This is a genomic window from Vibrio sp. B7 (assembly GCF_963888765.1).
GTDB lineage: Bacteria > Pseudomonadota > Gammaproteobacteria > Enterobacterales > Vibrionaceae > Vibrio > Vibrio anguillarum.
The window spans coordinates 213,593-226,494 of the sequence record NZ_CAWPKR010000022.1 but is presented as its reverse complement, the minus strand read 5'-3'; the positions used below and the strand labels follow the sequence as shown (position 1 = coordinate 226,494).

Sequence of the window (12,902 nt, the reverse complement as noted above, 5' to 3'; positions counted from 1 at the left end):
TAAAAGCTTCATTCGTTAAACGACGTTAACTGGCAGGAAGAGCTATGGCTTTAGACATGGAACTGTTGCGCAAGATGTTTTACGAAGAGTGTCGTGAAAATCTTGAAGTGCTTGAAAATGTACTGCTTAATCTTGACCCTAATCAGGTTGAGAAAGAGACTATTAATACCATTTTTCGGGCCGCCCACTCGATTAAAGGTGGCGCTGCGACCTTTAGTTTACTGGATATCAGTGAATTTACCCACTCTGTCGAAGCGTATCTTGACCTCGTCCGTAACGAAAAATCAACTCTCACCGCTCAAAGTGTGGACATTTTACTGAAAAGCGGTGATTGCATTCGCAATATGCTCGCGGGGCATGAGAGCCACGGTGAGGTTGATAGTGAGCTTCAGCAGAGAGTCAGCCAGTCACTGCATGCTTTACTTGCTGACAATTCAACGGTTGATCATGAGCTAGCAGACCATCACCCGCTTGACGCCGAAGATGAACAGACGTCATCGCTCTTAAAGGCTTCTGACAACGAGAACAACTTAGGTTGGAAAGTCGTTTTTACTCCGCATAGAGAACTTTATTTCAGTGGTAATGATCCACTTCGGTTGCTGCGAGAGCTTTATGAACTGGATGATCAGTGCAGGGCGGAAGCTCAGCTTGAGCACCTTCCCGAATTGGTGGAAATAGAGGCTGAGCTTTGTTATTTAAGCTGGACTATTTTTCTCAGTAGCCAAGTGCAAGAGAGTGATATTCGCGAAATTTTTGAATGGGTTGAAGATGAATGTGACTTAATTGTTGAACCTTTAGTACAAGAATCGACGACCCAAGGTATGATCAGCGAGAGTGAGGAATCTTCGGCCGAGGTGCCACCTACGTTTCATGCGAACGCTGTTCCCCCTACCGAATCGGCAGAGCAAGTTGATCTCATAAAACCCATCGATCTCATAAAATCAATAGAGTCTACGCCCGCTGTTGCGCCCAAAGTGGCTAAAGCAGAATCCAGCGTAAGCTCTATTCGCGTCGATATTGAGAAAGTCGACAGCCTGATTAATTTGGTTGGGGAACTTGTTATCACCCAATCAATGCTGACCGAAATCGGCAACGATTTCACCATGGATAAATTAGAAAAGTTGCAAGCAGGCCTAGTTCAGCTTTTGCAAAACAGTAAAGATTTACAAGAAAATGTGCTCAATATTCGCATGCTGCCGATGAGCTTTGCTTTTAGCCGCTTTCCTCGCCTTGTGCGAGACTTGTGCGGCCGACTTGAAAAAAAAGTAGAACTGAACATCATTGGCGAGCATACCGAGCTCGATAAAACCGTCCTTGAACGTATTGTTGATCCATTGGTTCATTTAGTCAGAAATGGTATTGACCACGGAATTGAGCAGCCACACATTCGCCTTGAACAAGGCAAACCAGAAATCGGCACCATTGAACTACATGCTTATCATCAAGGTGGCTCGATAGTGATCGAAGTGAAAGATGATGGCGCGGGAATCAACTGTGAAAGAATATTTCAAAAGGCGCTAGAAAAAGGTGTATTACCTAAAGATACACAGCGTGAAGAGATCACCGACAAACAGATCCTTAACCTTATTTTTGCCGCAGGGTTTTCAACAGCAGAACAAGTGTCTGATATTTCAGGTCGTGGCGTCGGTATGGATGTTGTAAAACGTAATATCGAAGAGTTGGGTGGGCATATTGATGTCGAATCCACATTAGGTAAAGGCAGCCATTTCACTATCTGTTTACCACTCACTTTAGCCATTCTCGATGGGCAATTGATCAAAGTAGGAGGGGAGGTTTATATCATCCCACTGCTCACCATTATCGAATCTATTCAAATCAACTTAGCTAATGTGAAGTATGCCGCTGGTGGGGTTGAGCTGTACCGACTTCGTGACGAAAACATTCCTATCTTACGTCTGCAAGATGAACTGGAAATGGGACCAAGTGGTGCTTTGCCCGATAGAATACTCTGCTTTGTTGAAGCCGCAGGGTGCCGCGTTGGCTTATTGATTGACGAGCTGCTAGACCAGCAGCAAGTGGTTATAAAGAGCTTAGAGTCAAATTATTGCAAAGTGGCAGGCATATCAGGAGCTACGATTTTGGGAGATGGTTCCGTTTCGCTCATTTTAGATATTCAAGGGTTAATCTCCACGTACTCGAATCGACGTTCAAGTTTATCTCCCAAGATTATTGCCGCTTAGTGAAGGTGACAGAGAAGAGCCATGGAATATGATTATTCACCAAATCATCAACAAGAGAATCAAACACAGAGTGTTTTGAATGCTGTGTATGAAGAAAGAAGCTGTGAGGCCGATTTTCTGAGTTTCCGGTTAGCGAACGAGTTGTACGGGGTGGCAATTCAAGATGTTGAAGAGATTCGAGTGTGGGAGCCACCTACGCCTATTCCTCGCGCGCCTAGCTTTGTGAAAGGTGTGATTAATTTACGCGGTATGATTGTGCCTATTATCGATCTGCGCCTTCGATTTGGTATGGAGGCTTGTGGCTACTTTCCCACGACTGTGGTGTTGGTACTTCGTAGCCTTCAACAAGAGCGGCCTCGTATTATGGGCTTAGTCGTTGATGCAGTGAGTGATGTGATTGGCCAGGGAGATAATGTGCTGTTTCCAGCCGTGGGGGAAACACCTGCCGCTGCGTATTCGCTCGGTTTGCTCAATGTTGGCGAAGAGGTCATGTCACTGCTCGATACCCAAGGGCTCCTTGATATGCACCGAATACTGAGTGAGGAACCCTGATGTCTAAACAAGAGTTTCTTAGTTTCGTGCTGGATAACGATGAGTACGCTGTGCCAATCCTTGAGGTCCGAGAAGTTCGCGGCTGGAGTGATGTGCGCTCTGTACCCAATGCACCGGATTACTTAGTTGGCTTACTCAATATTCGTGGTGAGTACGTACCGATTGTTGATCTTCGAATTCGTTTTCATCTGCCACCTGCACAGATTGGGGCCACGACAGTTGTTATCGTTTTGAATGACGCGCAACGCAATCCGCTCGGCATTATTGTCGATGGTGTTTCAGAAGTGTATGACTTAGCCGCTGAAGAGATAAAACCTGTACCAGCCTTATCCACCACGGTTGAACCACAATTTATGAAGGGAATTGCTAGTGTGGCTAACGGTCATTTGATCCTAATTAATATCGAGACCCTTTTTGATGTACCTGGGTTAAATCAGACATTCGTAGAAGACGCTATTTTGTGAGGGAATACTCATGGCATTTTGGAACCGCAAACCAGAACCAAAAAAATTTGTTGAGCAGATAGAAGATCCATTGGTCGATGAGAATGAAGGGCTCTCCAATCAGCAGCTTCTTTCTGCTCTTAATGCAGCAAAAACCGCATTGATGATGATTAACCGAGATTTTCAAATCACCTATCTCAATAAGCAGTCATTGATTCTACTCAAGCAGCATGAAGTACTTTTTCAAAGTGTCTGGCCTGATTTTAAAGCTGAAGAGTCGTCATTGATTGGCTACTGCATCGATGGTTTTCACGTCAATCCACAGCATCAACGCCAAATGTTGTCGAATCCAGCCAACTTGCCTTTCACTACCATGATTACGATTAAAGGAGTGAAGATCGAGCTTAATGTTGGCGCCATTATTGATGAAGACGGTATTTATATCGGGAACACATTAGAGTGGCGTGATGTCACTCAAGAGATTGCAAAAGAGCAAGAAATTGGCCGCTTAGCTTCGGCAGTCGAGGGGATGACAACCAACCTAATGATGGCCGATAAAGAGGGTATTATTCAATACTTAAACCCTTCATTGACCAAGTTGATGCGTACAAGAGAAAGTGAGTTGAGGACAGTATTAACAAGCTTTGACGTCAATAATCTGGTCGGACAAAATATCGATATCTTTCATAAAAACCCGGGCCATCAACGTAGCATTATTGCCAACCCTGATCGTTTACCATTTTCATCCAACATCAAAGTGGGGGCGCTGCAATTTAATTTAACTTGTATTGCGATGCACAATCACAAAGGGGAATACATTGGCCCTGCATTGCAATGGATCGATATTACCGAACAACAAGATGGTCAATACCAGGTAGAGAGCCTCATTCAAAAAGCGATCGCAGGGCAGTTGAATGAACGAATTGATACCACCGTGTACAGCGGATTTATGCGGGAGTTGGGCGAGGGGATTAATAACTTGCTTGATACCTTAGTTTCACCGCTGGCTCAGTGTATTGACGTCATGAGCAAAGTGGCGGATGGTGATTTGAATACCAAGATGGAAGAGGGCAGCCAAGGTGAGTTTGGTCAACTGCAAAATGCGGTCAATACCTCGATTGCTAACCTGCGCGATATGGTTGAAAAAATCACCATTTCTTCTGCCAGAGTGGCTACGGCGTCAACAGAAATCGCGCAAGGCAATAATGATTTGAGCCAACGGGTGGAAGCTCAAGCATCCAATTTAGAAGAAACGGCCGCGAGTATGGAAGAGATGACAGCGACCGTGCGCCAAAATGCAGATAACGCCAAAGGTGCGAACGATCTAGCGAGTGATGCTGCCAAAAAAGCCAGTAAAGGTGGTGAAGTGGTGGGGCAAGCGATCTCGGCCATGTCGGAAATTAATCGTTCGAGTAAGAAGATTGCCGATATTATTGGAGTGATAGACGAGATAGCCTTTCAAACCAATTTATTGGCTTTGAACGCAGCGGTAGAAGCTGCAAGAGCCGGAGAACAAGGGCGTGGATTTGCTGTTGTTGCTGGAGAGGTTCGGAACCTTGCGCAGCGCAGCGCAGCAGCGGCGAAAGAGATTAAAGGGCTGATTAAAGATAGTGTTGAGAAAGTAGAAGAGGGATCGCGTTTAGTTGATGAGTCAGGAGCAACATTGAATGAGATTGTGGACGCTGTAGCAAAAGTATCTGATCTCATCGCCCAAATTGCATCATCAAGTATTGAACAATCGACGGGCATTGACGAAATCAATCGTGCAATTACAGCCATGGATGAGATGACGCAGCAAAATGCCTCTCTTGTTGAACAAACCTCTGCGGCCAGCCAATCGTTGAAAGATGAAGGGAAAGAGCTGATTAGCTTGATGAGCTATTTCACCACCGATGACAACATCAAAACGTTCGAGCCCAAAAGAACAGCCATCTCCGCCCATCAACCCAAACCCAAGGTCAAGAAAGTGGCAGGCATTAGAGCCACCAATAACGTTGCCAATTCTGGGCTCAATCTCAATGAGGATGGAGATGAATGGGAAGAGTTTTAATGGATAGCCATCCAATCACGGTGAACCATGATCAAGAGTTTGAACTTACTGCAAAGGATTTCAAATTCATCCAGTGGTTTATGCACAAAACGGCCGGCATTTACTTATCAGATGCGAAGCGCGCGATGGTTTACGGCCGTTTGAGCCGTCAGATGCGTCGACTGGGGATTCTGCGTTTCTGTGATTACAAGGAGCTTATTGAGCATAATGAGCGAGAGCGGATCAACTTCATCAATGCGTTAACGACTAACAAAACCCAGTTTTTTCGCGAGTATCATCACTTTGAGTTTTTGGAAAAAGTACTGCTCGATGAGTGGCGATTACAGGGCGTGCGTCATCCTAAAATTTGGTCTGCTGGATGCTCTAGCGGTGAAGAGCCATACAGTTTTATTGCGTCGCTATACAGCAGCGGTTTATTTGATTTCGCGGATAATATTGATATCTACGCAACAGATTTAGACACACAGGTTTTGGCACATGCGCAAGCGGGCATTTATACCGATGAGGCTGTGGCTACTATTCCACAGCACTATCTCAAAAAGTGCTTTGTAAAAGGGCGCGGTATCAAACAGGGAAAAATAAAAATCGCCAGTCAATTGCAACGTTTTGTCCATTTTCAGCAACTGAATTTATTATCTCCTTGGACGTTACCTAAGAATTTAGACCTCATTTCGTGCCGAAATGTGATGATCTACTTTGATAAACCCACTCAGGAGGCTTTGCTCGAAAGGTTCTATGAATGGTTGAAACCGAATGGGATTTTATTTCTGGGTCATTCAGAAAGTGTGGGGCGCTGTGCTGATGTTTTTCATCATCTCGGCCACACCATTTACGTGAAAAAATGAGGAACAATTAATGGCCTCGTTAGCGATGTATTTGGCAACAGATAATCGGAATTTCAGTCGATTTCATCATCCCAAGCAGAAAGTGGATTGGGTTAAGGTGCTACCCGGTGGGTTGTATAGCACTATGCAACAAGAGGTAATTTACACTGGGCTCGGTTCTTGCGTAGCGGCTTGTATGTGGGACCGAGAGGCCAAAGTCGGGGGGATGAACCATTTTTTATTACCTTTTGATCAGCATTCGCAAATTGATCACTGGCATCCAGATGAAATTGAGTCCACGGCTTCTCGTTATGGTTGTTACGCAATGGAGTTACTGATTAACCAATTGATCAAAATGGGTGCCGAGCGTAGGTGCTTACGCGTCAAGCTGTTTGGTGGCGCACAAATGCTGGGTTTTAAGGCCATGATTGGCCAGAAAAATATAGATTTTATCAAAAACTATGTTGAGCAAGAAAGGCTTATTGTTGAAGCCAGTGACTTGGGGGGTGACGAACCGAGAAAAGTCATTTTCGAACCTCTGACAGGTAAAGTGTGGTTAAAAAGAATTCCATTAACTGAAGTGAACCAGTTAAGTTTTCAAGAAAAGATTTATGCCACGCAGTTAGATCGTAAAGCGCATAAAGAGAGTGATGATGTGGAGTTATTTAAATGAAAAAAATCAAAGTGTTGATTGTCGATGATTCTCCCGTTTTTAGAGCACTGCTCTGCGAGCTGATTAATTCTGACCCCATGTTAGACGTTGTCGCAATGGCACAAGACCCTTACCAAGCCCGAGAGCTTATCAAGCAGCACAATCCTGATGTGCTAACGCTAGATATTGAAATGCCAAAGATGAATGGCGTGCAATTTTTAAAAAATATCATGCGGTTACGCCCTATGCCGGTGGTGATGATTTCAACCTTGACCCAGCATGGCGCGCAAGCCACGTTAGAAGCATTGGAGCTTGGTGCGGTGGATTACTTCCCTAAACCGTCGGTCGAAAATACGGCTGAAATGGCAAGTTATAGGGAACTGGTGAACGACAAAATAAAAATGGCGGCAGGGGCCAATGTCGTTCAAGCGCATCATTCTGCTGCGGTTAATCAGGTCGAACTGATAGCGGCTAGCCACCAAGGGGCGCGTTATCAGTTGATCGCGATTGGAGCCTCAACGGGCGGAACAGAAGCATTAAAAAGCATATTCTCTGTTTTACCAGCAGGGTTGCCACCGATCGTGATCACTCAACATATCAGTGCGATGTTTACTCGCCCCTTTGCAGAGCGTTTGAATCTTTGTAGCGCCGTAGAGGTAAGAGAGTTGTCCGCTAATCAAGCGCCTTTAGTGAATGGATGTGCTTATGTTGCTCCCGGAGATAAGCATCTGATGGTGATAAAAAAAGGCACTCACCTTTACTGTCAAGTTGACGATAGACCTGCGGTCAATCGTCATAAACCCTCAGTAGATGTGATGTTTGATGCGGTCGCCGAAAATGTGGGAGACAAAGCCATCGGTATCCTCTTAACCGGGATGGGTAAAGATGGAGCGCAAGGCATGCTCAAAATGAAGTTGTGTGGCGCATTGACTTTAGCTCAAGACGAAAAAACATCAGTGGTGTGGGGAATGCCCAAAGCGGCAGTAGAGATTGGCGCAACACAGAATATCAAAGCGTTAAATGCCATACCACAATGGATTTGTGATGAACTCTATCGCTAGTGTTGTCTCATTAAATAAGCTCAACATAGATAAGCAAGGAATGGGTGATGATAAATAAAACAGTGACACCAAAAGCAAAATATATTTTAGCTTTAGTTTTGCAGCTAATGGCCCTTTTTGCCGTCATGCTTCACTCCCCTAATTTATGGAGCATAGGACTGGTGATTTTTGCGGCAGCAATACCTTGGCTAGTATTGTCCATGAATTTTAGTGAACAAAACAAAGCTAAAGCCAACCAAAATAAGGTTGAAGAAGAGTCCACTCTTGAAACGCAGCAACATCTACAGAGTATTGAAAAACTGTTCAAAGAGACGCTACCTAAAGTGAGTAGCCCTTTAACCATGCAGCACACCGTGATTGAAGGCTCAGTAGAGACATTAAACAACGCATTTTTTAGCTTGCAAGACATCAGTGAAAAGCAGAGTCAAGTTTCGAGTACCTTGGTCAATAACTTATTGGCTAACCAAGGTAGTGAATATGATCTTACCACCGTGTTGCCAAGAACTGAGGCAATTATTGACGGTTTTGTTCAGATTCTAGTAGACATTTCGGAGAAAAGTATTTCAGCGGTACACAGTATTCACGATATGTCAGAACAGCTAGATGCGGTCTTTAAATTACTTAATCAAGTCCGAAACTTATCGGAACAGACCAACTTATTGGCATTGAATGCGGCGATTGAAGCGGCTCGAGCAGGCGAGGCGGGGCGAGGCTTCGCGGTCGTGGCTCAAGAGGTGCGCGATTTGTCGGTTAAAGCAAGAACGCTGAATACCCAAATTGAATCTGAAATTAATGTTGCCCAACAAACGGTGCTGCAAGCAAACAAAACCGTTGGCGATATGGCCTCTATAGACATGACACTCATAATTGAGTCTAAAGGAAATGTGGATCACATGCTGCATGGCGTTCAGCAAGTGAATATAGAAATAGAGCAAGAAGTGCAAAAAATTCAAGAATTAGGACAAGAATTAACCCAGCAAGTGAGTAATGGCATCCGTGCCCTTCAATTTGCTGACATTGTGGTTCAACAAAGTGATTATGCGCATGCGTCTATTGATTATTTGCAGGAAGCAAATGAGCTATTGAACGCTTTACTAACACAAAGCATGACTAAAGCAGCATGGGCAGAACAACTTCACCAATTGACAGAGCGCTTGCACAATAGAAGTGCTCCTGCTGCAAATCAAACCAATATGGATGAAGGCGAAGTCGAGCTGTTTTAGGAGAATATGATGAGTATAGAAACGGTAATAGATAGCACTACTAAGCACATTACGATCGTAATTGAGGGGGCCTTTGGCTTTAACCTAGTTAAAGAATTTCGTAATAGCTATTCACCTTACCGAGGCTTTAGATTCACCATTGATTTACGCAAGGTGGACTATATTGACAGTGCTGGTCTTGGCATGTTGCTCAATATGCAGAAATATCTTGAGCAAAGTGATGGCATGATCCGAATTACTAACACCTTACCTCAAATAAGGAAAGTCTTACTGATTTCTCGATTTGATAAGAAATTTAGTATCGAATAATGCTTAAGGAATAAGCCGATGCGCGTAACGATTGTTGATGACCATAAATCAAATAGAGAGCTCTGTCGGTTTATCTTATTGCCTATTGCCGAGCATATCGATACCTTCGAAAATGGCGCTGATGCTGTTGAGGCGATGCTCGTCATGGACGTCTTACCCGACGTTATTTTGTTGGATGTGATGATGCCAGTTAAAGATGGTTTCACCACCGCAAAAGAGATCCGAGACTCTTTTCCAAATCACCATATCCCAATTATATTTTTGACTGTGCTTGATGATCATGATTCATTTGAACGCTGTTTATCGCTGGGCGATGATTTTATTCTTAAACCAGTAGAGCGAAGCGTACTGCTGGCCAAAGTGCAGGCTCATTACCGTATTGTGAAAATGCATAATGAAGTGACTCAGCAGCGAGATAAACTCAATTATTTCAACGAACAAGTACAATATGACTACGCCATTGCCGAATCCATTTTCACCAACTTAATGGAGGAGATGAGTGCAAAAGTCAACAATATCTATGGCATCAGTTATATATCCACACCTTCGACCATTTTTAATGGTGATCTCATCATTGTGGCGAACCGGCCCTATGGTGGTGTGTACGTCATGATCGCTGATGCCACTGGGCATGGATTACCCGCCGCGATTTCAACGATCCCTGCCACGCGTACGTTTTTTTCAATGGCTGAAAAAGGGATGTCGCTTGGCGAAATGGTCGCTGAACTTAATAGTGCGCTAGTAAAGTTTTTGCCTGTTGGCATGATGCTTGCGGCCAGTGTATTTGAGATACGAGCCAATGGCTTCGAGGTTTCGTGGTGGGGAGGTGGTTTGCCTGATGGTTATCTACTGGATGAAGAAAGCAACATCGTTCGTCGTCTCGTTTCCACACATATGCCGCTGGGAGTTCTGGATGCTGATGAATTTGAAGTAAATTTAGTTCATCTCAAATTAAAACCTAACCAAACTATCCTCTGTTATACCGACGGTATTACCGAAGCGATGAATGAAAACGGGGAACAATTTGGCCAGTTGCGACTCGAACAAGTTTTGCAACGGAACGTTAAGACTCAGATTTCAGATTTGTATGATGAAGTATGCCAGTTTTCCAATCGTGGTCATGGTGATGACCTCTCAATTCTTTCAATGGCATTTCCAATTACCAATAATAATGAAATATTAGCGTCGCAAAAAAACCGATTTCTTAGCCATATACCAATGCAAAGCCATCTCTTTTTTCCTGCTTCAATTCTTAAAAAGATTTCAGTTATGGTCGAGATGCGTAACATTGTTCGCGGTTTTATCAGTGGTGGTGAGCATCTTGATCTCGTTTGCTCTGTATTGTCAGAACTGTTTGCTAATGCCATTGAGCATGGGTTATTAAAACTTAACTCTTCACTAAAAGATGACCCAGATGGATTTCTCACTTTTTACCAACGACGTGAAGAGTGTATGGATGAGTTAGATGAATCGTTATGGATTAAACTAGACATTGATTATGACCCAACGGTGGGACAATTGAGCTTTTCACTCGAGCATAATGGTGAAGGCTTTGAATACCAACATACGGTTGCAGACGGCAACTGTACACATGGTCGAGGGATTATTTTGGTCTCTAAATTGTGTGAGTCATTGGAATATTCAAAAAATGGTTGCACTGTTAAGGTGACTTACGCCTTTAACAGTAAACATGATTTTCCGATATTGTCTTAATACTGAACTGATTATTTACACTGTAAAATTCTGCGTAACTCATTCTTTCGTTTATTTTTAGGTTGTACGGTTCGTTTCGTCGTGACTAAGTGATGTAGCCCTTAATTTAGTTGCCTAAAGATTTAGTCCATACTGTAAATTGTATACACTGCCATACGAACGGAATCTAACCATATGGGTTAAGTAGTATGTGGAAACGCTTAATTTCGCTTTCAGAGGACAAAAAACAAGTCATTGCCCAGCTGCCTGGGACGGAGTCCATCGACAAAAATTTTGACCAAGCAGGCTTGAAAGAAGCATTGTTTGAGTTATCTGCATCGACATTTTTCTTAAATGAAACTGAAGTTACCCGCTTTATCAACTGTGCAAAAGAGGGTAAGGGTGAAGCATTCTCTGGAATCACCATTGCAGAGAAAAAGAACGCTTCGGTTGAGATTGAATTTAGTGATCGAGATATGTTAGCCAGCATGGTCGTGACGGGTGCATATGGTGGCAGAGCATTGCGCGGTAGTGAGTTGGTGTATGCATTGGCTCATTCCCACGTGACAAAAGGCATCAACAAACTGGCTTTAAAGAAAGTGTTAATGGTAAGTAATACCTTGAAGCCAGGGGAAGTATACACTCAGCCTGTTGCGCAGGGGCGCGAACCCATTCAAGGTAAAGACGCACAATTTGTTCCTTTGGTTGAGGATGTCAGTAAGCGCGTGTTAGCACCGACCAAAAAGCAAGGACAGAACAAAATTGATATGCGCAACTTAGGTGAAACCATCACTGTTGGTCAAGATGATGAAGTGATGCGTCGAATTCCTGCAACCAAAGGAACGCCAGGCTATACCGTGCAGGGAAAAGTGCTGGATCCTAAACCAGGTAAAGACTCAGCCTTAGTTGCAGGAAAGGGGTCTTACATCTCACCCAATGACCCGAATGTGCTACTGGCCAGTCAAGCGGGCATGCCTATCCTGAAAAGTAAAACGGTTGATGTCGATAACGCTTTATGTTTAAACAACGTCAGTGTAGCCACTGGCCACGTGAAATTTAAAGGATGTGTTGTCATTACGGGCGATGTCGAGCCTGGGATGATCGTGAGAGCGACTGGCTCAATCACCATCGGTGGGTTTGTTGAGTCTGCTGATGTTCAAGCCCAAGGTAATATTGATGTTGGTAAAGGCATTATTGGCCATACGGTGTTTGATGATGAAGCAAGAACATGCATTATCAAATCAGGAGGCTCTATCACGGCTAACTATGCTCAATTTAGCGAACTGCAAGCGGCAGATGACATCAATTTAGCGGTTCACAGCATGAGCAATGAATTGCGCTGTGGCAATGATCTAAAAGTATTAGATAGTAAAGAGAAGCAAGGCACACTCAGCGGTGGTCACGCGAAAGTTGGTGGTAAGATCGTTTGCTTCAATCTAGGCGTTGAAGGCGATACCGCCACGGCTGTGCAGGCTTTTGCTCGTTATGCTGTGTATAAAGAACGGGTCGCGAAACACAAAGAACATTATAAACAAGCGCAAGAAGCGACGATGGAAGTGATCCGCCGTGAGATTGAATTTAAGAAAAAGCCTAAAGCGGAACGCTTGGAAGAGGAACTGCTAAAAATTGATGAATTTAAGAAACAGACTAATGATCGTTTAGAAAAAGCAAAATTGGCGTTGGATATGCTGGGAGAGGAGTTTGAGCAATTGCTCGAAATGAATACGATCGAAGTCAAAAATAAAGTTTATACCCATGTTTCGGTGCAATTTGATGATGAGCGTATCATCACCAAGCGGGCTCATGGCGCTAGTATTTTCTCATTTAACCAGTATGAGATTAAATGTGCCTCGATGCTTGAAGATGAAGATGTCGGAGGGATCTAACATTCTTAT

Annotated in this window: 11 protein-coding genes; all 11 read left to right on the top strand. The window is 43.9% G+C overall.

Annotation, left to right across the window (positions count from 1 at the left end; all coding sequences use genetic code 11):
• The first annotated feature begins 44 nt into the window (after positions 1-44).
• The 11 genes from AACV32_RS08895 (at position 45) to AACV32_RS08845 (ending at position 12,893) form a co-directional block, all read left to right on the top strand.
• Entirely contained in the window at positions 45-2,201 is a 2,157-nt protein-coding gene (locus AACV32_RS08895; RefSeq protein ID WP_017049346.1) for a chemotaxis protein CheA, read from the top strand.
• A 21-nt stretch (positions 2,202-2,222) separates the two neighbouring features.
• Positions 2,223-2,753, top strand: coding sequence for a chemotaxis protein CheW (locus AACV32_RS08890; protein ID WP_017044938.1), 531 nt, complete (start codon positions 2,223-2,225; stop codon positions 2,751-2,753).
• Positions 2,753-3,217, top strand: a complete 465-nt coding sequence (locus AACV32_RS08885; RefSeq protein ID WP_017042330.1) for a chemotaxis protein CheW — start codon at positions 2,753-2,755, stop codon at positions 3,215-3,217. Before AACV32_RS08890 ends, AACV32_RS08885 begins: the two co-directional genes overlap by 1 nt.
• A 10-nt stretch (positions 3,218-3,227) precedes the next feature.
• A complete protein-coding gene (locus AACV32_RS08880; RefSeq protein ID WP_017049347.1) occupies positions 3,228-5,246 on the top strand; it encodes a methyl-accepting chemotaxis protein in 2,019 nt (672 codons plus the stop codon).
• Positions 5,231-6,091 carry a CheR family methyltransferase gene (locus AACV32_RS08875; protein ID WP_170894930.1) on the top strand — a complete coding sequence of 287 codons (861 nt, stop codon included), beginning with the start codon at positions 5,231-5,233 and terminating at the stop codon, positions 6,089-6,091. Before AACV32_RS08880 ends, AACV32_RS08875 begins: the two co-directional genes overlap by 16 nt.
• 10 nt (positions 6,092-6,101) lie before the next feature.
• Positions 6,102-6,743: a chemotaxis protein CheD gene (locus tag AACV32_RS08870; protein WP_017049349.1), complete on the top strand. Its 642-nt coding sequence runs from the start codon at positions 6,102-6,104 to the stop codon at positions 6,741-6,743.
• A complete protein-coding gene (locus AACV32_RS08865) occupies positions 6,740-7,783 on the top strand; it encodes a protein-glutamate methylesterase/protein-glutamine glutaminase (RefSeq protein WP_170894929.1) in 1,044 nt (347 codons plus the stop codon). The genes AACV32_RS08870 and AACV32_RS08865 overlap by 4 nt, the downstream gene beginning before the upstream one ends.
• 44 nt (positions 7,784-7,827) lie before the next feature.
• The gene (locus AACV32_RS08860) at positions 7,828-9,006 is read left to right on the top strand and encodes a methyl-accepting chemotaxis protein (RefSeq protein ID WP_017049351.1); all 1,179 of its coding nucleotides are present in this window, start codon (positions 7,828-7,830) and stop codon (positions 9,004-9,006) included.
• 9 nt (positions 9,007-9,015) lie between these two features.
• Positions 9,016-9,315 (top strand): STAS domain-containing protein, encoded by a 300-nt coding sequence (locus tag AACV32_RS08855; RefSeq protein ID WP_017049352.1) that lies wholly within the window; start codon positions 9,016-9,018, stop codon positions 9,313-9,315.
• Positions 9,316-9,333: 18 nt separating this feature from the next.
• Entirely contained in the window at positions 9,334-11,028 is a 1,695-nt protein-coding gene (locus AACV32_RS08850; RefSeq protein ID WP_170894928.1) for an ATP-binding SpoIIE family protein phosphatase, read from the top strand.
• A gap of 188 nt (positions 11,029-11,216) precedes the next feature.
• Positions 11,217-12,893 carry a DUF342 domain-containing protein gene (locus AACV32_RS08845; RefSeq protein ID WP_013868208.1) on the top strand — a complete coding sequence of 559 codons (1,677 nt, stop codon included), beginning with the start codon at positions 11,217-11,219 and terminating at the stop codon, positions 12,891-12,893.
• The last annotated feature ends 9 nt before the right edge of the window (positions 12,894-12,902 follow it).

Excerpts from the sequence above, each read along its gene's own strand:
- AACV32_RS08885 (WP_017042330.1), top strand. The coding sequence starts at position 2,753 with ATGTCTAAACAAGAGTTTCTTAGTTTCGTGCTGGATAACGATGAGTAC.
- AACV32_RS08850 (WP_170894928.1), top strand. The coding sequence starts at position 9,334 with ATGCGCGTAACGATTGTTGATGACCATAAATCAAATAGAGAGCTCTGT.
- AACV32_RS08890 (WP_017044938.1), top strand. The coding sequence starts at position 2,223 with ATGGAATATGATTATTCACCAAATCATCAACAAGAGAATCAAACACAG.
- AACV32_RS08875 (WP_170894930.1), top strand. The coding sequence starts at position 5,231 with ATGGGAAGAGTTTTAATGGATAGCCATCCAATCACGGTGAACCATGAT.
- AACV32_RS08880 (WP_017049347.1), top strand. The coding sequence starts at position 3,228 with ATGGCATTTTGGAACCGCAAACCAGAACCAAAAAAATTTGTTGAGCAG.
- AACV32_RS08865 (WP_170894929.1), top strand. The coding sequence starts at position 6,740 with ATGAAAAAAATCAAAGTGTTGATTGTCGATGATTCTCCCGTTTTTAGA.
- AACV32_RS08895 (WP_017049346.1), top strand. The coding sequence starts at position 45 with ATGGCTTTAGACATGGAACTGTTGCGCAAGATGTTTTACGAAGAGTGT.
- AACV32_RS08870 (WP_017049349.1), top strand. The coding sequence starts at position 6,102 with ATGGCCTCGTTAGCGATGTATTTGGCAACAGATAATCGGAATTTCAGT.
- AACV32_RS08855 (WP_017049352.1), top strand. The coding sequence starts at position 9,016 with ATGAGTATAGAAACGGTAATAGATAGCACTACTAAGCACATTACGATC.
- AACV32_RS08845 (WP_013868208.1), top strand. The coding sequence starts at position 11,217 with ATGTGGAAACGCTTAATTTCGCTTTCAGAGGACAAAAAACAAGTCATT.